The 20347-nt window shown below is 65.1% G+C and carries 22 protein-coding genes; 15 read left to right on the top strand and 7 right to left on the bottom strand.

Going from position 1 to position 20347, the window contains the following annotated elements:
- Window positions 1–30 precede the first annotated feature (30 nt).
- The 5 genes from JQ591_RS12510 to JQ591_RS12490 all read left to right on the top strand — a co-directional run bounded on the left by JQ591_RS12510 (window position 31) and on the right by JQ591_RS12490 (window position 6128).
- The gene (locus JQ591_RS12510; protein WP_211396275.1) at window positions 31–327 is read left to right on the top strand and encodes a hypothetical protein; all 297 of its coding nucleotides are present in this window, start codon (window positions 31–33) and stop codon (window positions 325–327) included.
- A 147-nt stretch (window positions 328–474) separates the two neighbouring features.
- Window positions 475–2712, top strand: coding sequence for a hypothetical protein (locus JQ591_RS12505; RefSeq protein ID WP_249136778.1), 2238 nt, complete (start codon window positions 475–477; stop codon window positions 2710–2712).
- Window positions 2713–2949: 237 nt separating this feature from the next.
- Complete coding sequence (locus JQ591_RS12500) at window positions 2950–3831, top strand: AraC family transcriptional regulator (protein WP_211396273.1); 882 nt, start codon at window positions 2950–2952, stop codon at window positions 3829–3831.
- A 166-nt stretch (window positions 3832–3997) separates the two neighbouring features.
- Window positions 3998–4756 (top strand): SDR family oxidoreductase, encoded by a 759-nt coding sequence (locus JQ591_RS12495; protein WP_211396272.1) that lies wholly within the window; start codon window positions 3998–4000, stop codon window positions 4754–4756.
- Window positions 4757–4868: 112 nt separating this feature from the next.
- A complete protein-coding gene (locus JQ591_RS12490) occupies window positions 4869–6128 on the top strand; it encodes a serine hydrolase domain-containing protein (protein ID WP_211396271.1) in 1260 nt (419 codons plus the stop codon).
- A gap of 6 nt (window positions 6129–6134) precedes the next feature.
- On the opposite strand, the gene JQ591_RS12485 is transcribed toward JQ591_RS12490, so the two are convergent.
- Window positions 6135–7685 (bottom strand): carboxylesterase/lipase family protein, encoded by a 1551-nt coding sequence (locus tag JQ591_RS12485; RefSeq protein WP_211396270.1) that lies wholly within the window; start codon window positions 7683–7685, stop codon window positions 6135–6137.
- 125 nt (window positions 7686–7810) lie between these two features.
- Here JQ591_RS12485 and JQ591_RS12480 point away from each other — a divergent pair, with 125 nt between their 5' ends.
- The 3 genes from JQ591_RS12480 to JQ591_RS12470 are packed head-to-tail and all read left to right on the top strand — an operon-like array spanning window position 7811 to window position 9689.
- Window positions 7811–8608, top strand: a complete 798-nt coding sequence (locus JQ591_RS12480; RefSeq protein ID WP_211396269.1) for an AraC family transcriptional regulator — start codon at window positions 7811–7813, stop codon at window positions 8606–8608.
- 56 nt (window positions 8609–8664) lie between these two features.
- Window positions 8665–9327: an SRPBCC family protein gene (locus JQ591_RS12475; protein ID WP_211396268.1), complete on the top strand. Its 663-nt coding sequence runs from the start codon at window positions 8665–8667 to the stop codon at window positions 9325–9327.
- Complete coding sequence (locus tag JQ591_RS12470) at window positions 9327–9689, top strand: ArsR/SmtB family transcription factor (protein WP_211396267.1); 363 nt, start codon at window positions 9327–9329, stop codon at window positions 9687–9689. Before JQ591_RS12475 ends, JQ591_RS12470 begins: the two co-directional genes overlap by 1 nt.
- 43 nt (window positions 9690–9732) lie before the next feature.
- Here the strand turns inward: JQ591_RS12470 and JQ591_RS12465 are convergent, their stop codons facing one another.
- On the bottom strand, window positions 9733–10224 hold the full coding sequence (locus JQ591_RS12465) for a peptide deformylase (protein ID WP_211396266.1): 492 nt from the start codon (window positions 10222–10224) through the stop codon (window positions 9733–9735).
- Window positions 10225–10300: 76 nt separating this feature from the next.
- Here JQ591_RS12465 and JQ591_RS12460 point away from each other — a divergent pair, with 76 nt between their 5' ends.
- From JQ591_RS12460 to JQ591_RS12450, 3 genes are all read left to right on the top strand, one after another.
- Window positions 10301–10885, top strand: coding sequence for a TetR/AcrR family transcriptional regulator (locus JQ591_RS12460; protein ID WP_211396265.1), 585 nt, complete (start codon window positions 10301–10303; stop codon window positions 10883–10885).
- A gap of 104 nt (window positions 10886–10989) precedes the next feature.
- The gene (locus JQ591_RS12455; protein WP_211396264.1) at window positions 10990–11589 is read left to right on the top strand and encodes a DUF308 domain-containing protein; all 600 of its coding nucleotides are present in this window, start codon (window positions 10990–10992) and stop codon (window positions 11587–11589) included.
- Between the two features lie 235 nt (window positions 11590–11824).
- Window positions 11825–13045: an MFS transporter gene (locus JQ591_RS12450; protein WP_211396263.1), complete on the top strand. Its 1221-nt coding sequence runs from the start codon at window positions 11825–11827 to the stop codon at window positions 13043–13045.
- Window positions 13046–13067: 22 nt separating this feature from the next.
- On the opposite strand, the gene JQ591_RS12445 is transcribed toward JQ591_RS12450, so the two are convergent.
- The 4 genes from JQ591_RS12445 to JQ591_RS12430 form a co-directional block, all read right to left on the bottom strand.
- A complete protein-coding gene (locus tag JQ591_RS12445; RefSeq protein ID WP_211396262.1) occupies window positions 13068–13454 on the bottom strand; it encodes an ester cyclase in 387 nt (128 codons plus the stop codon).
- Between the two features lie 57 nt (window positions 13455–13511).
- Window positions 13512–14384 (bottom strand): bifunctional helix-turn-helix transcriptional regulator/GNAT family N-acetyltransferase, encoded by an 873-nt coding sequence (locus JQ591_RS12440; protein WP_211396261.1) that lies wholly within the window; start codon window positions 14382–14384, stop codon window positions 13512–13514.
- A 51-nt stretch (window positions 14385–14435) separates the two neighbouring features.
- Window positions 14436–14849 carry a cupin domain-containing protein gene (locus tag JQ591_RS12435; protein WP_211396260.1) on the bottom strand — a complete coding sequence of 138 codons (414 nt, stop codon included), beginning with the start codon at window positions 14847–14849 and terminating at the stop codon, window positions 14436–14438.
- A gap of 78 nt (window positions 14850–14927) precedes the next feature.
- A complete protein-coding gene (locus JQ591_RS12430) occupies window positions 14928–15329 on the bottom strand; it encodes an Ohr family peroxiredoxin (RefSeq protein WP_211396259.1) in 402 nt (133 codons plus the stop codon).
- Window positions 15330–15476: 147 nt separating this feature from the next.
- Here JQ591_RS12430 and JQ591_RS12425 point away from each other — a divergent pair, with 147 nt between their 5' ends.
- Window positions 15477–15944, top strand: coding sequence for a MarR family winged helix-turn-helix transcriptional regulator (locus JQ591_RS12425; RefSeq protein ID WP_211396258.1), 468 nt, complete (start codon window positions 15477–15479; stop codon window positions 15942–15944).
- 26 nt (window positions 15945–15970) lie between these two features.
- Here JQ591_RS12425 and JQ591_RS12420 read toward each other — a convergent pair whose 3' ends face one another.
- On the bottom strand, window positions 15971–16324 hold the full coding sequence (locus JQ591_RS12420) for an MmcQ/YjbR family DNA-binding protein (protein ID WP_211396257.1): 354 nt from the start codon (window positions 16322–16324) through the stop codon (window positions 15971–15973).
- Between the two features lie 1085 nt (window positions 16325–17409).
- Between JQ591_RS12420 and JQ591_RS12415 the strand changes: the two genes are divergently transcribed.
- The 3 genes from JQ591_RS12415 to JQ591_RS12405 all read left to right on the top strand — a co-directional run bounded on the left by JQ591_RS12415 (window position 17410) and on the right by JQ591_RS12405 (window position 20307).
- Entirely contained in the window at window positions 17410–19074 is a 1665-nt protein-coding gene (locus JQ591_RS12415; protein ID WP_211396256.1) for an acetolactate synthase large subunit, read from the top strand.
- Window positions 19075–19262: 188 nt separating this feature from the next.
- Complete coding sequence (locus tag JQ591_RS12410; protein WP_007609201.1) at window positions 19263–19610, top strand: Lin0512 family protein; 348 nt, start codon at window positions 19263–19265, stop codon at window positions 19608–19610.
- 4 nt (window positions 19611–19614) lie between these two features.
- A complete protein-coding gene (locus JQ591_RS12405; protein ID WP_211396255.1) occupies window positions 19615–20307 on the top strand; it encodes a GNAT family N-acetyltransferase in 693 nt (230 codons plus the stop codon).
- Window positions 20308–20347: the final 40 nt, after the last annotated feature.

The raw sequence follows: 20347 nt of genomic DNA, 5'->3' as shown, positions 1-20347 counted from the left end.
CACCCGGCCGATGCGAGCTATGGAGACACTATGGCTGACAAACACGAACAGAGCATGGTTGGTACGTGGACAAAAACCACGGCTTCTGCATGTGCGGACAAATATCCCGCCACTCTCACATTCTCGACCGGCACCTACCGCGGCATGCGCGGCGAAGGGCAGGGCATGGTGTGGTGGGACGCGGGAATCTACCGTCTCGAAGACCCCAACACACTCGTCGTCGGGACGGCGACTGATGAACTTGTGACGTATCGCATTTCACTGCAGGCCGACCGATTTGAGTTTACGGATTCCGAGGGCTGTGTCGTGACCTATCGGCGCGCGTAGGACTGCGCACGCCACAGCTGACTGAGATAACGCGGGTGTACCCGCGAACGAGCCCGATGCTGACGTCGATCGCCTCACCATTTCAACGAGGGAGAAGACGACATGTGCAATTGCTCAGAGCATGAATCCAGTGGAAGCCTTGCGAAGATGACCGGCGCATCGGTCGAGCCGGCCATGAAGCCGCTCGTGCCGCTGTCGCGCCAGATCAGCATCGGTGACGACGAGTCCGGCGACGAGCCGGCCGCAACCGACCTGAAGCCCTTTCCGCCGTTCAGGCTGTGCAAGCTCGACTTTCGCGAAGGCTGCTACCAGATCAACTTCAGGCCGACGGCCAGCCTCGTGTCGTTCGAAGGCACGCTGCGCGTCGATCGCTCGGCGCCCGACGGCGGCGCGGACCATTTGATCGTCAGCGGCGATCTCTACTCGAAGCGGCCGGTGATTGGTCCGATCCCCCATCCGTTGCCGCCCGTGGGCAACAAGGACGGAGACGAAGCGGCAGCGGACGCAGGCCTGACGAGCCTCGCCGGTTCGCTCAGCGCGGTCGATGAGCCGGCTATTCCGTTCCCGATCCGCAGGCCGAGGATCCCCATCTTCCCCCGCGCGCGCTATCATTCCTATCTCAGGGTGACCAGTGTGTCGGCGCCGGTGGCGGTGCCGTTCCCCAGGAAGTGCGAGCTCACGATCACAGCCGAGCAGTTCAATTACACGCAGCCGCCGGCCGGCCAATTCAAGGGCACGTTCCCGGCGTCGCCGTCGCGCACCGTGACGATGAAGCTTTCAAAGGTGGCGGCGCCGTTTCCGTTCTCCCTGACCGGCGGGCCGTTCTACGAGGGCCGGCTGTTCGAGGGCGGGGTGGACAAGGGCAGCATCACGCTCGCCTGGGTGTCGAAGTTCTTCCGGCGCTGCACGCTGGAAATCGACACGCTGGTCGGAGCTGTGCGGCCTGCGCCGGTCCCCGACGGCGCGGGTGGCACGGAGTTCTTCGACACGGTCTTTGCGAAGACAGGCTGGCAGCTGACGGTGGTTCAGGACCAGCTCAACATCCCGGTGCCATCAGGCGTGGTGGCGACCAACTGCTGGAGCTCGGCGGATTTGCACGCGCTGATGACCAATGTGCGCAATCCGGCGACCAATCTCGACACCGAATGGCGCGTGCACATGATCGTGGTGCCCGCCAAGCTCGGATGCTCGCGCGGCATCATGTACGACCAGATCGGCGTTCCCCGCGAAGGCTGCGCCAGCTTCTCCGATGACGGCTATCCCACCTCGGACTCCTCGAACTTCGGTCTGGCCGCGAACAGGAAGCAGCGCGACGTGCCGCGTGCGTTCCTGCGCAGCGCGACCCACGAGCTGACGCACACCCTGAACCAGATTCACCAGGAGCAGGAAACGGCGGCCGACAACTCGATCATGACCACGACGCCGAGCGTGGCGGACGTGCTCGGCGGTCCCGCGACCGGTGAACCCGGCGTGTTCCCGGATCAGATCAAGCTCGCGCACAACACCAACGTTCGTCATCACCTCAACCACATGCCGGATCCGGTCATCCGTCCGGGCGGATGGCCGTTCGCAAGCTGGTTCCCGACCGGTGCGCCGCAGGCCGCCGACCGGCACGACTTCGAACCTTCCGAGCTGGCGCTGACGGTGACGGCCACAACGGACCGCGTCGCGCTCGGCCAGCCGCTGGATCTGTCGTGGACGATGACGAATACCAGCGGCGTGTCGCTGCGCGCGCCGAACGACGTCAGCACCGAGGCCTTGTTCGCTTCGATCACCGTTACGGATGCGGAGGGCCGCGAGCGTCCGGTCAGGCCGTTTGTCATCCTGTGCGAGCACGCGAAGCTGAGCGAGCTCGAGGCTGGCAAGAGCGTCGAGGCTTCGGCGAAAGTGTTCTGGAGCACGGCGGGCTTTGCCTTCGAGCGACCAGGCCGATACCGCGTCGACGTCGCGGTGTCGTGGTCGGCGCAGGGCGTGATGGTGGGCGTGCAGTCGGGCATCGACGTGTTCGTCGACTATCCGACCAGCGCTGGCGACAACCATTCGGCCAATCTCGTGCTGCATCCCGAGGTCGGCACCTGGGTGGCACTCGGCGGCGAGGCCTATCACCTCGGCGAAGCGTGCCGGCGGTTGCAGGCGCTCAGCCAGACCGCGGCGCCGGCAGGCGCGCGCGCGGCGATGGCTGTCGCGGGCGACGGTGCGATTGCGCCGCGTGTGCTCGACGGTTTCGCGGACATGCTGCCGGACCGCGCCAAGCTCGCCAGATTGCGTCCCGAATTGACCGCTGGCGCAGGCGGCCGTGCGGAACGCGGGCCGGCGCGAACCGCGGCGCCAGGACGTACCAAGCGCGCGGCGAAAGCAAAGCGTCGCACCGGGCGAAAGGGGTAACGCGTTTCGCCCGACCCGGCGAAGACCGTCGGTGTCATGGGCGACGGCCGCACCCGCGATGATGTCGTGGGCCCGCGCGCCGTCGCCCGACCGACGGCGCCGCCTGAATCGGCCGGCCGGGAATCCTTGCCCGTCACGCTCAAAAATGGGATCGACGGGATCCATGCCAAACCGCAAGATCGGTCGAGCGTGTCATGGCCGTCGGCGACTAGATGGAGCCGCCACGGAGGAGGGACGATGAAGGCGGCACTGCAAAACTATCAGGCCCGGATGCGGCGGGTGCTGGATCATATCGACCGGCATCTCGACCGCGATCTGGACCTGGACACGGTGAGCGCTGTTGCGGCCTTCTCGAAGTTTCATTTCCACCGGCAGTTCTCGGCGACCTTCGGCTTATCAGTGCATCGCTATGTCCAGCTAGCCCGTATGAAGCGCGCTTCGCATCAGCTGGCCTACATGGACGCCCTTGATGTCACTGATATCGCGATGGATGCCGGTTACGATGCACCCGATGCCTTCGCCCGGGCCTTTCGGCAACGGTTCGGGCAATCGCCGTCGTCGTTCCGGAAGTCTCCCGACTGGGAGCCGTGGCTTGCGGCCTTAGGGCCTCTCGACAACGCGAGGAGCAAGCTCATGCAGAAGACTTTTACCACTGACGACGTGACGATACGCGATGTGCACCCGACCCCGGTTGCGATCATGGAGCATCGGGGCGACCCGGCGACGCTTCCCGCCACCATCCAGCGCTTCATCGCGTGGCGCAAGGCCGCCGGCCTGCACCCCCGGACAAGTCCGACCTTCAATGTCTGGCGTTCCGAGCGGCGTCCCGCGTCGCCTGCCGATTATAGCGTGGACCTTTGCGTCGGGACCGGCCAGCCGATCGAGGCGAACGGCGACGAGATCAAGGCCGGCGCGATTCCTGGCGGGCGCTGCGCGGTGCTGCGCGTCGTCGGCAACACCGACAATCTGGAGCCCGCGGCGCTCTACCTTTATCGCGACTGGCTTCCGGCCAGCGGCGAGGAAGCGCGCGACTTCCCGATCTATTGCCAGCGGCTGAGCTTCTTCCCGGAGGTGCCGGAGCACGAGACGGTCGCGGACGTTTTTCTGCCGCTGAAATAGCGCCGCTCGCGGCGGGCTGGCCTTCCGATCGCAGGAAACCGGTAGGCCGCCATTGCGCGATCAATGCCGCCGCGATCCGATCCCGCGTTCGACTCGGGAAACGGGTGGCGGCCGGCGGATGCCCGATGTCTTGTTCGCTTGTTTTTGACATCAGGAGAGTCTCGCGGTGGAACTGGCAAATAAGACGATCATCATAACCGGCGCCAGCAGCGGCATCGGTGCTGCCGCGGCGTCGCTGTTCGCGTCGGAAGGCGCCGATGTGGTGCTCGGGGCGCGTCGCGCCCCCGAGCTGCAGACCATTGTTGAAAGCATCAAGAGCGCCGGAGGGCGCGCGACTTTTCTCGCGGGCGACGTTCGGGACACCGGCTATGCTGCCGGCCTTGTGGAGCACGCCGTCAAGACCTTCGGAAAGCTCGACGGTGCCTTCGACAATGCCGGCGTCGTCGGCGACATGACGCCGGTCCCCGAGATGAGAGTCGAGAATTGGACCGATGTGCTTGCGGTGAATCTCACCTCGGCGTTCCTCAGCGCAAAGGCGCAAATCCCGGCACTGCGGAAGCAGGGCGGCGGCTCGATCGTTTTTACCTCGTCCTTCGTTGGCTTCAGCAACGGGGGGATGCCGGGGATGGCGGCGTACGCTGCCTCAAAGGCGGGACTGATCGGGCTGGCTCAATCCCTGGGCGCCGAGCATGCGGCCGAAGGCATTCGCGTCAACGCGCTTCTGCCTGGAGGGACTATCACTCCGGCGGCAGGCGAGGGGAATCCCGACGTCCTGAATTTCATCGCCGGGCTCCACCCGATGAAACGGATGGCCAGTCCCAAGGAGATCGCGCAAGCGGCCGTTTTTCTCCTGAGCGACCGGGCTTCGTTTATGACGGGCAGCCCCATGACGGTCGATGGCGGCATGTCGGTCCGCCTGACCTGACGACGAAGCCGCCAAGCGCACGACGACGGTCACCTCGGCGCAAACACCGGATGTTCGCCACTCGTCTCCATGATACGAAATCTCCGTCGTTCGCTTCCGGAGCCCAATGTTCATGTCCGCCGTCATCGCCCCGACTCAGCCGCCCGCAACCGCCACCGAAACCGATCCCGAAACCCTCGGCTGGATGAAGGGCTTCCCGCCGGCACCGGACCGCACCATCACCTTCCAGAATGGCTCGTTCCGCAGCTTCCCCGAGCTGCGCTGGGCGTGGAGCAACATCCGCCAGCTGGTGCCGACCGTGAACGTCTGGCGCGGGGCGGGGCCCGCGTCGGTGCTGCCGCGCCAAGACCATGACATCGGCGCCTCTGCCTCCATCACGATGGACGGCCGGCCCATGACGTTCGCGAAGATGCTCGAGGAAACCTATGCCGACGGCATCGTCGTGCTGCATCGGGGCAAGCTGATCTATGAGCGCTATTTCGGCGCGTTGAAGCCGCACAAGCCGCATATCGCGATGTCGGTGACGAAGTCGTTCACGGGTGTGCTCGCCGGCATTCTGGTCGCCGAGGGCAAGATCGATCCGCAGGCGCCTGTTACGGAGTATGTGCCGGAGCTGAAGGCCAGCGCCTTCGGCGATGCGCGCGTGCACGAGGCCATGGATATGACCACGGGGCTCGCATACACCGAAGTTTACACCGACAGGAATTCCGCGGTGTGGGGGTTGCGGCGGGCGAACGGCATGGCACCGATCGAGCCGGGCTATGACGGCGCGACCAATATTTTCGATTTCCTCGTCGGGCAGAAGAAGCAGGGCGAGCACGGCAAGGCCTTTGCCTACAAGACCGTCAATTCCGACGTGCTGGCCTGGATCATCAGGCGGGCGAGCGGCATGACGTTGTCCGATCTCCTCTCCGAGCGCATCTGGACCCCTATCGGCGCGGAAGAGGATGCGCACTATCACGTCGATCGCATCGGCACCGAGAGCGGCGGCGGCGGCCTATCGACCTGCTTGCGTGATCTCGCCCGCTTCGGCGAGACCATGCGCAATCACGGCCGCTTCAACGGCCGGCAGATCGTGCCTTCATCTGTGGTCGAGGACATCGCGCGCGGCGGCGATCCCGAAAAATTCAAGCCGGCCGGCTACACCACGCTGCCCGGTGCGTCCTATCGCAATCAATGGTGGGTCACGCACAATACTCACGGCGCCTACATGGCGCGTGGCGTTCACGGCCAGGGCATCTATGTCGATCCCAAGGCCGAGATGGTGATCGCGCGCTACGCCTCGCATCCGGTCGCGGGCAACGCAGCCAACGACCCCGTCACGCTGCCGGCCTACATGGCGCTGGCGAAGGAGTTGATCGCAGGCGGGTGAGGCCACTTACGGCATGTTCCGCCACCGCATCGGCAAAATGCCGTCCTGCCTGAAACTGTCGAGGAAGCGGAAGCGGGCGGTTTGCGGATTGGGGCGGGCTTCGATCGTTGTGCCGAGGATCTGCACAACATCTGTCTCGTCATAGGCGGGCCAGGGCGGCAGGCCGGACCCGTTGGGATCACCGTGCGCCGCGAAATTCACCCAATAGCTCATCATGGTCCGCGCGAGGGCGCGGTCCTCTTCGGCCGGCGGCGTGGTGCTGCCGAGCACCTGTTGCGGCGTCAGGGTGCCGAACACGAACGGGATTTCAGTGACGTGCGAGGCGATCGGCGTGTAACGCGAGGTGTAGCTGAAGTGATAGGCGTAGACGGGCGCACGTCGCCCGCGCCGATGCAATCGCAGCCACTGCCAGCATTGCTCGCCGACTACATAATCGCCCGTGAGCGCGACCGCGGAAGCCTTGGCCTCCGCGTCGGTCGCAGCGGGGTAGACCTGCAGGAAGTCAGCCATGCGCTCGTTGCCGAACATCGCCTCGGCGGCGGCGAGAAAGGCGCGCGCTGATTGATCGGGGAGTGACTGCGAAGGGAAAGGAAATTCCTCGGCGGCATTCCAGCCCGCCAGCAAGGGAATGTGCATCTGCTCGCCGCGCAGGAAGCGCCGCGCGGGCACATCAGGCACCACATGATGATCGATACTCGGCGAGAATGCCGTCACGACAGGGCTGGTCCTGAAACTCCACGGCGCGGCGGCAGTCAGCCGGTCGGCCGGCATGCTGCGCAAAGCTGCGATGGACGCGTTGCCCTGTTGCCGGGTGAAAGCGAGGCCACGCGCGCGGGCTTCTTCAAAGCTCTGGAGCGGGCCGTGCTTGCCATCCCAGAATGCGCCGCTCTGTCCAATGGCCTTGTGAAACAGCCCGTACGCGAGCGGCGAAGCCATCAGGAGGCCGACGGCCATGGCGCCGGCGGATTCGCCGAACAGGGTGACGTTATCGGGGTCGCCGCCGAAGCCGGCGATGTTGGCCTTGACCCAGCGCAGCGCCATCAGTTGATCCTGCAGGCCGCAATTGCCTGAGGGCGCCTCCCCATCGAGATCGGGATGGGCGAAAAAGCCCAAGATGCCGAGGCGATAATTGAAGCTGACGACGACGACACCCCTGGCGGCCAACGCGCCGCCATCGGTCGCGGGGTTGGCCGAGGAGCCGAACTGAAAGCCGCCGCCGTGAATCCACACCATCACGGGCCGCTTCTCGTCCGTGTGCTTCGCCGCGGTCCAGACATTGAGATAGAGGCAATCCTCGTCGCGCGGTCCCGGCCGCTGGTCGTTTTCGAGCGCGGATAGACACCCCGCGCCGAACACGCGCGCATCGCGCACGCCGTCCCAATGCGCCGGCGGTTGCGGTGCGCGCCAACGCAGAGGCCCGACCGGGGGTGCTGCGTAGGGGATGCCTTTGAACGCGAGCACGTCGTTCGCATCGCGCGGGCCGCCACGCACGGAGCCGGCTTGCGTGCGGACCACACGTTGCAGCCCGGCTGCTGTCGCGGTCGTGAAGGCATGCATGGTCGTATCTCTCGATCGCGTGGGCGCGCTTGTCCGCAGCCGGGCAGGTTCAGACGGCAGCCTATCGACTTTCCCCTTCGCTCGATTTAGATATTCCGCCAATCAATTGCTAAAACCCGGCAAGCATGCGGCAACCCCTCCGCTTTCCATGGCCTGATCTCGACGTGGATGACGTCTCCGCGCCTGTTATCGCCGTGCGCGTTGACGTTGTCGGCACGAAGGGGGAGGTGCCCGATCACAGGCACCGCAAAGGGCAACTTGTCTTTGCGTTGGGCGGCGCCGTTACCTGTCGCGTTCCCACCGGCCTGTGGATGGTGCCGCCGCATTGTGCGGTGTGGGTGCCCGGGGGCATGCAGCACTGCAACCTTGCGACAGAAAATGCCCGGCTGTTCTTCGTCTACATCGAGCCTGACGTCGTGGACCTGCCGGATCGGTGCTGCACGCTTTCGATTTCCCCGCTGCTGCGTGAAGTGATCGTCGAGCTGTCCGATCAGATCGCGGATGACGAGGCGAGGGTGGACCTGCTGGCGAGCGTCCTCCTGTGCGAGCTTCCCCGCATGCCCATCCAGCAGCTCCATCTGCCGCTCTCGCCCGAGCCGCGCTTGAAGCGGATTGCTGCAGCGCTGGCAAAAGACCCTTCCGACCGCAGGACGCTGGCCGAATGGGCCGATCGCGTCGCCCTCAGCGAGAGCAGCCTCGCGCGTCTCGTCGTCAGGGAGACAGGACTGAGCTTCGGGCGCTGGCGCCAGCAATTGCATCTGATCGTCGCATTACGGGAACTCACCTCCGGCGCCAGCGTGCAGCAGGTCTCGGCCGATCTCGGTTATGATTCCGTCGCGGCCTTCATCACCATGTTCAAGAAGGCGCTTGGGAAACCGCCGGCGAAATATCTCAGCAGCATCTCGCCTAAATATAAGGATTGACTAATATTAGTGTAGACCGATATTAAGCCTCGCACGAAACGACAGGGAGGAGCGCCATGGAGATCGACGTCGCCAGAGTGTTGGGGCTTGTTACGCGTTCGGTGAAGAATTTCGAGAAGGACGGGAAACCGGCCAGTGCGGTGACGCTGACGCGGCTTTACGAGACGAGCGTCGACGATCTCTGGGACGCAGTGACCAGCCAGCAACGCATTCCGCGCTGGTTCTTGCCAGTCGAGGGAGACCTCCGGCTCGGCGGAAAGTACCAGCTCAAGGGGAATGCAGGCGGTACCATCACAGAGTGCACGCCGCCGACCCATTTTGCGGCGACGTGGGAATTCGGCGGCGCGATGAGCTGGATCGATGTCAAGCTGACGGCGGAACGAAGTCAGGCGCGCTTGACGCTTGAGCACACCGCGATCATCGAGGATCATTGGAATCAGTTCGGTCCAGGGGCAGTGGGGATCGGTTGGGATCTCGCCATTGCGGGGTTAGAGCGATATGTTGCGACCGGGGCATCGGTCGACCATGAGACGGCCGAGGCATGGATGAGCTCTCCCGCGGGCAAGGAATTCATGACGAGTAGCGGCGAGTATTGGCGCGCGGCGCACGTCGCGAGCGGGGTCGATCCGGCTACGGCGAAGCAGCGCTCTGACCGCACCATCGCTTTTTATCGCGGCGAGATGCCGCCTGACGTCGCCCATCCGGGCGCAGGAAGCTGATGCAAATCTTCGAGGTCCTCGCCGATCCCGTGCGCCGCCGCATCCTCGAGCTGCTCGCGCCCAAGGAAATGGCGTCCGGTGAGGTCGTCGAAGTGATCGGGGCCGAGTTCGGGATCACGCAGGCGGCGGTCTCGCAGCACCTCAAGGTGCTGCGCGAGAGCGGCTTCGCGACGGTTCGGGCGGAGGCGCAAAGGCGGCTCTATTCGGTCGACGTCGCGGGGCTTCGCGCGGTGGACGCATGGATCGGCCAGTTCAGGAATTTCTGGGAGCCGAAGCTGGACGCCCTGGCGACCGAGATCGCGCGCGGCAAACGCGAGCGTCGTAACGCTCCCATCGCCAAACGGGGCGGGAAGAGGGCTTGAGGCCATCGCGAACAAAAATGGCGAGAGGAGCGAACAGTCACCTTCAGCCCCGCGACATCTTCTCGAACCGCTTCACCAGCCGCTCGCGCTTCAGCCGCGACAGCCGCTGGATCCAGAACATGCCGTCGAGCTGGTCGATCTCGTGCTGGTGGCAGACGGCGCGCAAGGCTTCCGACTCCTCGCTGTGCATGTTGCCGTCGAGATCCCGATAGCTGATCCGCACGCGGGCGTGGCGCTGGACGTCGTCGTTGACCCCGGGCATCGAGACGCTGCCTTCGCGATGCAGGATCATCTCGGGTGAGGCCCATTCGATCTCCGGGTTGACATAGGTCTGCGGGCCGGCGTCGAGCTCGAGCACGACGACGCGCAAGGGCACGCCGATATGCGGCGCCGTGATGCCGATACCGGGCGCAGCGCGCATGGTGTCCAGCAGGTCTGCTGCAAGCTCGCGCAGCGTCGCGTCGAATGCGGTGACGGGGCGGGCCAGCATCGCGAGGCGGCGGTCGGGATAGCGGACGATCGGGCGAATGGTCATGCAGGCTCGTACCACTCACGGATGGTTGAAGCATCCCGTTCTTGACGCCCTACCAACTGGAAGGTAGCTAATGGTCATGACCAACGTTTCCTCGACCGCCGACGACATTCTGGCCTGCGCGCGCACCCTGATTATCGCGGGCGGCTATAACGGCTTCAGCTACGCCGACGTGGCCGAGGTGGTCGGCATTCGCAAGCCGAGCATCCACCACCATTTTGCCAGCAAGGTCGATCTGGTCCGCACCCTCGTGTCGCGCTACCGCGCCGAAGCCGAGGCGGGACTGTCCGCGCTGGAGCGCAATGTCCCCGATACGCGCGAACAACTCGAAAACTATGTCGCGTACTGGGAGGCGTGCATCAATGATGCGACGGCGCCGTTCTGCGTGTGCGCGCTGCTGGCCAGCGAGCTTCCGATCCTGCCGGAGGAGGTCGCGCTCGAAGTCCGTGCGCACTTCCGCTCCCTGGCGTCCTGGCTGACGTCCGTCATGGAGCGCGGCAAGCGGAAGGGGCGGCTCAAACTCTCCAACACAGCCCGGGTCGAGGCTGAAGGATTCATGGCGACCATTCACGGCGCGATGTTGTCGGCGCGTGCCTATGGCGATCCAAAGATGTTCGGTGTGATCACCACCCCGCTGCTGGATCGGCTGTCCAACAAGCACTGAGACATATCGGCGAGACGACAACGACGCCCCGCAGGCAAGGCCGGGACGAGGCGCTCTCGCTGTGCGCGAGTGACTACCAACTAGTAGGTAAAGGAGCAAATACAGTGGCGCATCATCAATTGGATCTCGTTCGTGCCGATCGCGAACGATGGCTGAAGCTTTACTATTTCATCCGGGCGGGGTTCTCCGTCGCCTGGGTCGGAGCTGCCTTTGCCGTCGCGCCGTCATCGCCGGTGATGGGGGGAGCCTTGCTCGTCCTCTATCCGGCATGGGACGCCGCGGCCAACTTCGTGGACGCGTTTCGCAGCGGCGGGCTCGCTCAAAACCGCACGCAGGCCCTGAACGTTGTGGTCAGCCTGGCGACCACTGTCGCGGTGCTTGTTGCTTTGCAGATGAGCATGAACCGGGTGCTCGGAATCTTCGGGGCCTGGGCGATTCTATCAGGGTTGCTCCAACTCGGAACGGCAATCCGGCGCTGGAGAAATTTTGGCGCGCAATGGGCCATGGTGCTCAGCGGAGCCCAGTCAGCGCTCGCAGGCGGCTTCTTCATCGTTCAGGCCACGATGCCCGCGGTGCCCTCGATCGCGAATGTCGCGGGCTATGCTGCGGTCGGCGCGCTCTACTTCCTGGTCTCGGCGGTCTGGCTGACCGTTAGCGCATGGCGGCAGCGCGCCGGCCATGATCGGCAAGTGCCTTTGGGATGATGCAAGTCATTGATCCCGCTGGCGCGGGCTACTGTGCATGCCTCAATGCCGGCTATGCAATTCGGACGACGTCGCCAGGCTGATCAACGAATGGATCGAGAAGCAGGGATTGGCGAACTAGGCCGAGCCTGGGCGCGGCAGCCCGGAAAAAATTGCTCCGATGCCGTGGTGCGGGCTGTCGGCAGGCGCGGTTCCCATTCGTCTTCCAGCCAGACAGACCTGACGGGAGACCAAAATGAACTCTTCCTCCTATCGCTGGGTGATCGTCGCCGCGGGCGGCTTGCTCGGCTGCGTCGCCATCGGCGGCATGTTTTCGCTGCCGGTGTTCCTGCAGCCGATCGCAAAGGATACCGGCTGGTCCGTGACCGGCATCTCCAGCGCGATGACGATCGGCTTTCTGGCGATGGCCTTTACCAGCATGGCCTGGGGCACGCTGACGGACCGGTTCGGACCGCGGCCGGTGGTGCTGACGGGATCGACGGTGCTGACCGTGAGCTTGTTCGCGGCGAGCCACGCCACCTCGTTGCTGGCGTTTCAGTTCGTCTTCGGCCTTCTGGTCGGGGCGTCCTGTGCCGCGATCTTCGCGCCGATGATGGCGACGGTGACCGGCTGGTTCGACACCCATCGCAGCCTCGCGGTCTCGCTGGTGTCGGCCGGCATGGGCATGGCGCCGATGACGATGGCGCCGCTCGCGGCCTGGCTCGTCTCCGGCCATGACTGGCGCACATCGATGCAGATCGTGGCGCTGGTGGTCGGCGCCATCATGATCCCGGTCTCGTTCCTGGTGCGCCGCCCGCCGGCGCTCGCGCACGCCGTGACCGCGCCTGCGGGCGAGGGGGCTGCGCAAGGCGAGATGTCGATGGGAGAGGCGCTGCGCTCGCCGCAATTCCTGATCCTGCTCGCGACCAACTTCTTCTGCTGCGCCACCCATTCCGGCCCGATCATTCACACCGTCTCCTATGCCGTGAGCTGCGGCATCCCGCTGGTCGCGGCGGTGACCATCTACAGCATCGAGGGCTTTGCCGGCCTGGGCGGGCGCATCGCCTTCGGCCTGATGGGGGACCGCTTCGGCGCCAAGCGCGTGCTGGTCTCGGGGCTGCTGTTGCAGGCGTTCGGCGCGCTCGCCTATGTCTTCGCGCACCAACTCGCGACGTTCTACGCCGTCGGGGCCGTCTTCGGCTTCATCTATGCCGGCACCATGCCGCTCTACGCGGTGCTGATCCGCGAAAACTTTCCGCTCAAGATGATGGGCACGGTGATCGGCGGCACCGCCATGGCCGGCAGTCTCGGCATGGCCACGGGCCCGCTCGCCGGCGGCCTGATCTACGATGCGTTCTCGAGCTACGCCTGGCTCTATATCGCCTCCTGGGCGATGGGCCTCGGCGCCTTCCTGATGGCGATGAATTTCAAGCCGTTCGCGAAGCCGCAAGCGGAGTTGGCGCCTGCGGCGGCGTAAGCATGTTCATCGAGGCGCAGCGCTAGAGCTGCGCCTCGATCGCGGGCTTGTCGACGATGGACCACACCTGCCGAATCTTGCCGTCGCGAAATTGATAGAACACGTTTTCGCAGAAGGACACGCGCTTGCCGTTCACATCCAGCCCGAGAAACTTTCCGACCGGCGTGCAATCGAACTTCAGCCGGGAGGCAATGTGGGGCGGATCGCAGACCAGCAGCTCGATGTTGAAATGCAGATCCGGAATTGCGCGAAAATCCTGCTCCAGCATGGCACGATAGCCGGACAGTCCGAACGGTCGCGCATTGTGCGCGACGTCATCGTGAACGAACTGTCCGAGTGCGGCCCAGTCCTGCCGGTTCAGGCAGGCGATGTAGTTGCGGTAGATGTCGGCGAGGTCGGACCTGGTCATGGCGTTGCTCCTGCGGCTCCGGCCATAACGCGGCAACGGGGGAATCGGCGTCCGCGCTCACAGCCGTTTTTCGAAGAACAGGTCGGGGTAGGGGTCGTCATTGAAGCGGGGGATCTCGCTCCAGCCGCTTCGTCGGTAGAGCTGGCCGGCCTCCGCCAGCGCGCTGTTGGTGTCGAGCCGCAGCAGCTTGATGCCGAGCCCGCGCGCGGCATCCTCGGTCACGTCCATCAGGCGCCGGCCGAGCCGCAATCCGCGCGCCGCCGGTGCGACCCACAGCCGCTTGATCTCGGCATAGCCGTGATCCGTGCCCTTCAGCCCGACGCAGCCGATCGGCAGCGTGTCCGACATCGCGACGATGAACGTGCCGCGCGGGCGGCGCATGTCCTTGGCGTCGGGATCGCGCGACAGCGAGACGTCAAAGCCCTGTTTGAAGCGGCGGCCGAGCTCGCCATAATATTCGCCGAGGCAATAACGGGCCTGTTCGCTCCGCGGATCCATCTCGTCCAGCGTGACGCGCTCGCGCGTCAATGCGGAAGCAATCAAGTCCATCGCCGTCAGCAGCGCCTCGCGTTGCGAATGCTGGGCGAGGAAGCCCTCGGCCTGCGTGTTCGACAGCGCCTCGTAGGCCGCGAACTCGCGCCGGCCCGCACGCGTCAACGTCGCCACGCGGCGGCGCGCGTCGTCCTCATGCGCATTGGTTTCGACCAGCCCTTCGTCCTCGAGGCTGCGCAGGAGGCGGCTCATCAAGCCGGAATCGAGGCCGAGATAGTCGCGGATCTCGGCGACGTCCGAGCGCCCGTGACCGATCGCGTTGAGCACGCGCGCCGCCCCCAGCGGCCGCCCGCGTCCCAGGAATGACGTGTCGAGCGCGCCGACAGCGGAGGTGACGGCGCGGTTGAAGCGGCGGACGCGGGAAACAGGGTCGAGCATGATGTCTGACTTTAGTCAGATATTATTTCAAGGTCAATCGGAGTGCCGGTTTCACTTCGTCAGCGTCAGCAGCGGCTTGTCCTTCTCCACGATATAGGTCGCAAGCTCGCTCGCGGCGTCCCGGCCGACGTTCCTGGCCGCATGCACCGTTCCGGCCGGGATGAACAGCACGTCACCGGCCTTCAGCGTCGCCGGCGGCTTGCCCTCGACGTCGTATTCGATGGCGCCCGCGAGCACGTAGACGATCTCTTCGCCCGGATGGGTGTGCCGGCCGAATGCCACGCCGGGGGCGAGGTCGACGCGCACCTGCACGGCCTCACGCCCCGGCGCGCCGAGATCGTGGCGCTGGAGATCGGTGCGCGTGACGCCGGTCGACTGCGCCGCGGCCGGCAGCGTGAGGATATTTGCGGCAAGCACGGCTGCGCTGGCGAGGACACGCACGGCTGGCAAAAGACGATGGCTCATGGTCGGCTCCTAATGTTCGCGGGATTGTCTGCATCGCGCGGGCCCGGCCGATGCTCGGCCGGTCCGCGTCGCGGCGTTTCAGACGAGGGTGGTGGTCACCTCGATGTTGCCGTGCACCGCTTTGGAGTAGGGGCAGATGCCGTGCGCGGCCTCGATCAGCTCCTGCGCGACCGCGCGATCGACGCCGGGGACGCTGACGTCGAGACGTGCGCGCAGGAAGAAGGCGCCACCCGCGTTGTTGAGGTCGATCGCGGTGTCGACCGACGGCTCGCTCGGCAGCTTGACCTTGCGCTGGGCTGCGGCGAGCCCAAGCGCGCCGAGATAGCAGGCCGACCAGGCGGCGGCGAACAGGTTTTCGGCGGCCGGGTGCGGCTGGACCAGCTTGATGTCGAGCGAACCGTCGCTGGAGCGCGCAGCGCCGTCGGCGCCGGAGGTGACGTGGGTCTTGCCGGTGAAGAGAAGCTTGGCGGCGGAGGTCATGATCGTGTCCTTGGAATGGGTTATTGATCGTGTCCGATCCAATCGGATGCGATGTGAAATAAACCTGCCGACCGGTGCAGTCAAGCTCTTCCGATTTAATCGGATGCGATTTATATCGGTTGCGGATCACGAAATGCGGAGGTTCCAATGGCCCGTCCCCCCAAAACCACCGGCAAAGGGCGAAAACTATCCAATTTCCTGTGCTTTGCGGTCTATTCGGCCAATCTCGCCTTCGGCCGCGCCTACAAGCCGCTGCTGGACAAGGTCGGCCTGACCTACACCCAGTACATCGCCATGGTGGCGCTGTCGGATGGGGACGAGCAGACGGTCGGCGCGCTCGGCGAAAAGCTGTTCCTGGAATCCAACACGCTCACGCCGATCCTGAAGAAGCTCGAGCAGATGGGTTATATCCGCCGCCACCGCGACCCCGCCGATGAACGGCAGGTGTTGTTGAGCCTGACGCCGGCGGGGCGCAAGCTGATCGAGCAGGATCTCGGCGACTCCGTGATCGAGGCGACCGGCCTCGGCGACGAATTCCCGGTGGTGCAGAAGACGGTCAGCACGCTGCGCGACAATCTGTTGCGCAACACCAGGCTCGCGGAGGAGAAGTCCTGAAGCGCGGCGCGCGGTCGCCCTGCGCTTCAGTCCAGGCCCAGCGCCTTGCGGGACTTCCGCGTGAGTTTCGCCACGATCAGTGCGTGCGCCTGCGCCAGATAGGCCGTGAGCTCGGCGTCTGACAGTGCGTTGCTGCCGACGAGCTGCACCCATTTGGCGCGCGCCAGATACGGCGCCGGCCGCGCAAGGCCGTGTTCGATCAGCATGGCATAGGCCATGTTCGAGACCTTGAACATGTAGCCGCCGGAGCGCGCGGCAAAGCCGCCGCCGAGTGCGAACATCTTGCCGCCGACCTTGAAAACGGAGGTGCCCTCCCACTGCACCACCTTGGTGACGGCGGGCAGGCGCAGGCAGCGGGTTTCGAAGGCTTTGGGAGTCATCGCCCAAGCGATAGCACGGCGCGCGCGGCTTGCAACGCCGTCGCGTCACGGAGCTTGGTCTGAAGCTGAGGTGACGGCCGGGCTGCAAGACCTTGTGTTGCCCGTCGGGCAAAACACCCAAACCGTCGGTCAACGCCGGCCGGCAAAAATATTCCACTTTACCGAAATTCGGAAACGGCGTATGTGTCGCCGCAACCCGGCCCAAGGAAGAGGGGCGTATCGCGATCGTCACGAACGCGGGCCGGGCGGCGGTGGACGTGGGTCACATCGGCGCGAAAGGCTTCGCAGGGCGGGCAACCGTGAGCGAAGGCATCGCGCGCACGACCGGTGTGATCGGCGTACGGCCAAATCGTGTGGTCCTGACGCCCGGGGTCTGTGCGTCAAGCGTTGCGGTGATGTGGGCTGCCCAACCGGGCACACGCATCAGCCATCCGCAAGGCGACGGGGGCAATAGTGCATCGCTCCCCGGGGAGAGCGCGACATAAGCCGTAAAGCCACTGCGCAGGGAAGGCCGGTTGTTTGGCTTCACCTGTATGCCGCTGTGCAATGTTCCTACGACAATCTCGCACAGTGGACCGCGGGTGCCAGCCGGCACCCGGTCTTCCCTGCGCCCTCTTTCAATTGAGGGTGAGACGAAGAAGCAAAGCTCGGGCGAAACAAGCCGCGAGGATGCGAGCCCATGTCAGTTATTCAACAACAGTCTCGTGCCCCGGACGCAGCGCAGCGCCCCTTGGCGGTGCGCTGCAGAGCCGGGGCCCATGCAGCGGCGAGTGCGCGGCCTGCTGGGTCCCGGCTCTGCGCAGCAGCGTAAGTACGCTGCAGCGCGTCCGGGACACGAGAGGGATGAGCGTTGCCGCCACACTCCGTCATTGCGAGCGTAGCGAAGCAATCCAGAGTCTTTCCGCGGGGGCAGTCTGGATTGCTGCCGCCTTCGCCAAAGAGCTTCGGCGGACAAGTCGCTGCGCTCGCGATGACAGGGATGATGCAGTTGCGCGCCTCTTTGTGAGTTGTGCCCGCGCCGCGGACCGTTACCATGCGCCGGCTGCCGTGGAACACGGGAGCCGACATTGTGACCGGGAGGCGACATGAGTGGGCAGGAACGCAAAGTCAAAGGATCGGACCTGTTTGTCGCCGCGCTGGAGAACGAAGGTGTCGACCGCATCTTCGGCGTGCCAGGCGAGGAGAATCTCGATCTGGTGGAATCGCTCCGCACCTCCAGGATCGAGTTGATCCTGACCCGCCACGAGCAGGCCGCCGCCTTCATGGCCGCGACGCACGGGCGGCTGACCGGCAAGCCCGGAGTTTGTCTTTCGACGCTCGGCCCGGGCGCGCTCAATCTGTCGACGGGCGCGGCGTATGCGCATCTTGGCGCGATGCCGATGATTTTGATCACCGGCCAGAAGCCGATCATGAGTAGCCGGCAGGCGCGTTTCCAGATCGTCGACGTGGTTGCCTCCATGAAGCCGCTGACGAAACTGTCGCGGCAGATCATCAGCGCCTCCAGCATCCCGACCGTGGTCCGCGATGCGTTTCGCGTGGCGATGGAGGAGCGGCCGGGGCCGGTGCATCTCGAACTGCCCGAGGACATCGCGGGTGATGAAGTGCCTGATGTCCCGATGATCCCGGTTCATCCGATCGAGATCCCGGTCGCCCATCGCGCCGCGCTCGACCGCGCCGCCGAGATGATTTTGGCCGCGAAGCATCCGCTGGTGATGATGGGCGCGGCGACCAGCCGGCCGCGCGCGACCCACGGCATCGCGAGCTTCGTGCGGCGGACCGGCATTCCCTTCTTCACCACGCAGATGGGGAAGGGCACGGTGCCCGGCGGCACCAATCTCTACATGGGCACCGCCGCGCTGTCCGAGCGCGACTACGTTCATGACGCGATCGACGCCGCCGATCTGATCGTCGCGATCGGCCATGATCCGATCGAGAAGCCGCCCTTCATCATGGGGCCCTCGGGCCCGAAGGTGATTCACGTCAGCTACACGCCGGCCAGCGTCGAGCTGGTCTATTTTCCCGATGCGGAAGTCGTGGGCGACGTCGGCCCGAGCCTGGAACTGCTCGCCGACCGGCTCGAAGGCAAGCTGCCGCAAGCCGCCGCGCTGCTGCCGCTGCGCGAAAAGATTCTCTCGCATATCGCCGACCGCGCCACCGAAGCGCGCTGGCCGCCGACGCCGCAACGCATCGTGCACGACATCCGGCAGGTCATTCCGGAGAACGGCATCGTCGCGCTCGACAACGGCATGTACAAGATCTGGTTCGCGCGCAACTACCGCACCCGCGTCGCCAACACGCTGCTGCTCGACAATGCGCTGGCGACGATGGGCGCCGGCCTGCCGTCGGCGATGATGGCCGCGATGCTCTATCCGGAGTGCCGCGTGCTCGCGGTCGCCGGCGACGGCGGCTTCATGATGAACAGCCAGGAGATGGAGACCGCAGTCCGCCTCAAGCTCAATCTGGTCGTGTTGGTGCTCGAGGACAACGCCTACGGCATGATCCGCTGGAAGCAGGCCGTCGATCACTTCGCCGATTTCGGCATGACCTTTGGCAATCCCGATTTCGTCCTGTACGCGAAGGCCTATGGGGCGAAGGGACATCGGATCGAGAGCATCGACAGTTTTGGCCCGACGCTGGATGCCGCCTTCCAGGAGGGCGGCGTGCATCTGGTTGTGATCCCGATCGATTATTCGGAGAATGTGCGGGTGCTGGTGGATGAGCTGCGGGCGCGAGAGAAGGCAAAGGCGTGATGGTGCGTGCAATGAAGATATTGAAGCAGCGACGCCTGCAAAATCACGGCCTCGTGCCCCGGACGCAGCGCAGCGCTTTTTCAGCGGTGCGCTGCAGAGCGTCCGGGACACGAGAGGAACGACCGCACTTGTGTCGAGCGACCTGATCGCTGACATTCGCAATCACTCCACCAACCACAGGAATCAAGATGACTCGCGTTCGCTGTATCACCGAGATGGGCATGGGCGTCGACGTCCATGGCCGGGACGCCACCAAGGCGGCGAAGCGTGCGGTGTCGGATGCCATCAGGCATTCGAGCCTCGGCTTCTTCCGGATGATCGACAAGACCGCGAACGACATGTTCGTCGACGTCACGATCGCGGTGCCGAATCCCGAAGCCGTCGACAAGGAAGCCGTCGCCAAGGAGCTGCCTTACGGCACTGTCACGGTCAACGCGGTCAAGGGCGGGCTGGAGATTCCCTCGGCCGCGGAACAGGGCAACGACCCCATCCTCATCGCCAATGCCGCCGTCATCGTCAGCTTCGATAAGGACTAGGCCGGTGTCGAACGGTGACGTGACGCTGCTGGATCGGCCGATCTGGAGCGCTCTGACGACCAGCCACAAATCTCTGGCCGAGGGTGGCCCGCGAGCGCTGCGCTATCCGGTGGAGGTGACGCCCTTCGCCGACATGGTCGACATGTCCGAGGCGAGCTTTGCCGCGCTCCGCGATCTCCTGTCGGGCTCGCAGGTCGCCGCGCTGTTCACGCCGGAGGCCGTCGACGTTCCCGCCGGATTCAAGGTCGTGCTCGCCGGACCTTGCGAGCAGATGATCGGCTCTCCCGCCGACAGTCCGCTTCGCGATGCCGAGATCGTTCGGCTGGGTGAAGCCGACGTTCCCGCCATGATGGCGCTGACGGAGTTGACGAAGCCCGGCCCGTTCGCGCGGCGCACGCACGAACTCGGGACGTTCCTCGGCATCCGCGCCGGCGGCGAATTGGTCGCGATGGCCGGCGAGCGCATGAAGCCGGGCAATTTCGTCGAGATGACGGCCGTCTGCGTCCACCCCGACCATCGTGGGCGGGGCTACGCGCAGGCGCTGCTCGCGGCGGTCGCGCGCCAGATCGAGGCGCGCGGCGAAATTCCGTTCCTGCACGTGTTCTCGAGCAACTCATCGGCCATCGCGCTGTACCAGCGGCAGGGGATGCGGATTCGGCGCTGCCTGCACGTCACTGCGTTCATGAAGCAGGAATGAGCTGCGCCGTCCGGTCAGGCTTCATATCTGGCGAATTCAC

Origin of the sequence: Bradyrhizobium canariense (assembly GCF_018130465.1) — a bacterium.
Lineage (GTDB): Bacteria > Pseudomonadota > Alphaproteobacteria > Rhizobiales > Xanthobacteraceae > Bradyrhizobium > Bradyrhizobium canariense_C.
Note: the sequence above shows the minus strand (reverse complement) of the source record. Positions and strands in the feature narration are given on the sequence as shown.

Excerpts from the sequence above, each read along its gene's own strand:
- JQ591_RS12510 (WP_211396275.1), top strand. The coding sequence starts at position 31 with ATGGCTGACAAACACGAACAGAGCATGGTTGGTACGTGGACAAAAACC.
- JQ591_RS12505 (WP_249136778.1), top strand. The coding sequence starts at position 475 with ATGACCGGCGCATCGGTCGAGCCGGCCATGAAGCCGCTCGTGCCGCTG.
- JQ591_RS12500 (WP_211396273.1), top strand. The coding sequence starts at position 2,950 with ATGAAGGCGGCACTGCAAAACTATCAGGCCCGGATGCGGCGGGTGCTG.
- JQ591_RS12490 (WP_211396271.1), top strand. The coding sequence starts at position 4,869 with ATGTCCGCCGTCATCGCCCCGACTCAGCCGCCCGCAACCGCCACCGAA.
- JQ591_RS12485 (WP_211396270.1), bottom strand. The coding sequence starts at position 7,685 with ATGCATGCCTTCACGACCGCGACAGCAGCCGGGCTGCAACGTGTGGTC.
- JQ591_RS12480 (WP_211396269.1), top strand. The coding sequence starts at position 7,811 with ATGCGGCAACCCCTCCGCTTTCCATGGCCTGATCTCGACGTGGATGAC.
- JQ591_RS12475 (WP_211396268.1), top strand. The coding sequence starts at position 8,665 with ATGGAGATCGACGTCGCCAGAGTGTTGGGGCTTGTTACGCGTTCGGTG.
- JQ591_RS12470 (WP_211396267.1), top strand. The coding sequence starts at position 9,327 with ATGCAAATCTTCGAGGTCCTCGCCGATCCCGTGCGCCGCCGCATCCTC.
- JQ591_RS12465 (WP_211396266.1), bottom strand. The coding sequence starts at position 10,224 with ATGACCATTCGCCCGATCGTCCGCTATCCCGACCGCCGCCTCGCGATG.
- JQ591_RS12460 (WP_211396265.1), top strand. The coding sequence starts at position 10,301 with ATGACCAACGTTTCCTCGACCGCCGACGACATTCTGGCCTGCGCGCGC.
- JQ591_RS12450 (WP_211396263.1), top strand. The coding sequence starts at position 11,825 with ATGAACTCTTCCTCCTATCGCTGGGTGATCGTCGCCGCGGGCGGCTTG.
- JQ591_RS12445 (WP_211396262.1), bottom strand. The coding sequence starts at position 13,454 with ATGACCAGGTCCGACCTCGCCGACATCTACCGCAACTACATCGCCTGC.
- JQ591_RS12440 (WP_211396261.1), bottom strand. The coding sequence starts at position 14,384 with ATGCTCGACCCTGTTTCCCGCGTCCGCCGCTTCAACCGCGCCGTCACC.
- JQ591_RS12435 (WP_211396260.1), bottom strand. The coding sequence starts at position 14,849 with ATGAGCCATCGTCTTTTGCCAGCCGTGCGTGTCCTCGCCAGCGCAGCC.
- JQ591_RS12430 (WP_211396259.1), bottom strand. The coding sequence starts at position 15,329 with ATGACCTCCGCCGCCAAGCTTCTCTTCACCGGCAAGACCCACGTCACC.
- JQ591_RS12425 (WP_211396258.1), top strand. The coding sequence starts at position 15,477 with ATGGCCCGTCCCCCCAAAACCACCGGCAAAGGGCGAAAACTATCCAAT.
- JQ591_RS12420 (WP_211396257.1), bottom strand. The coding sequence starts at position 16,324 with ATGACTCCCAAAGCCTTCGAAACCCGCTGCCTGCGCCTGCCCGCCGTC.
- JQ591_RS12415 (WP_211396256.1), top strand. The coding sequence starts at position 17,410 with ATGAGTGGGCAGGAACGCAAAGTCAAAGGATCGGACCTGTTTGTCGCC.
- JQ591_RS12410 (WP_007609201.1), top strand. The coding sequence starts at position 19,263 with ATGACTCGCGTTCGCTGTATCACCGAGATGGGCATGGGCGTCGACGTC.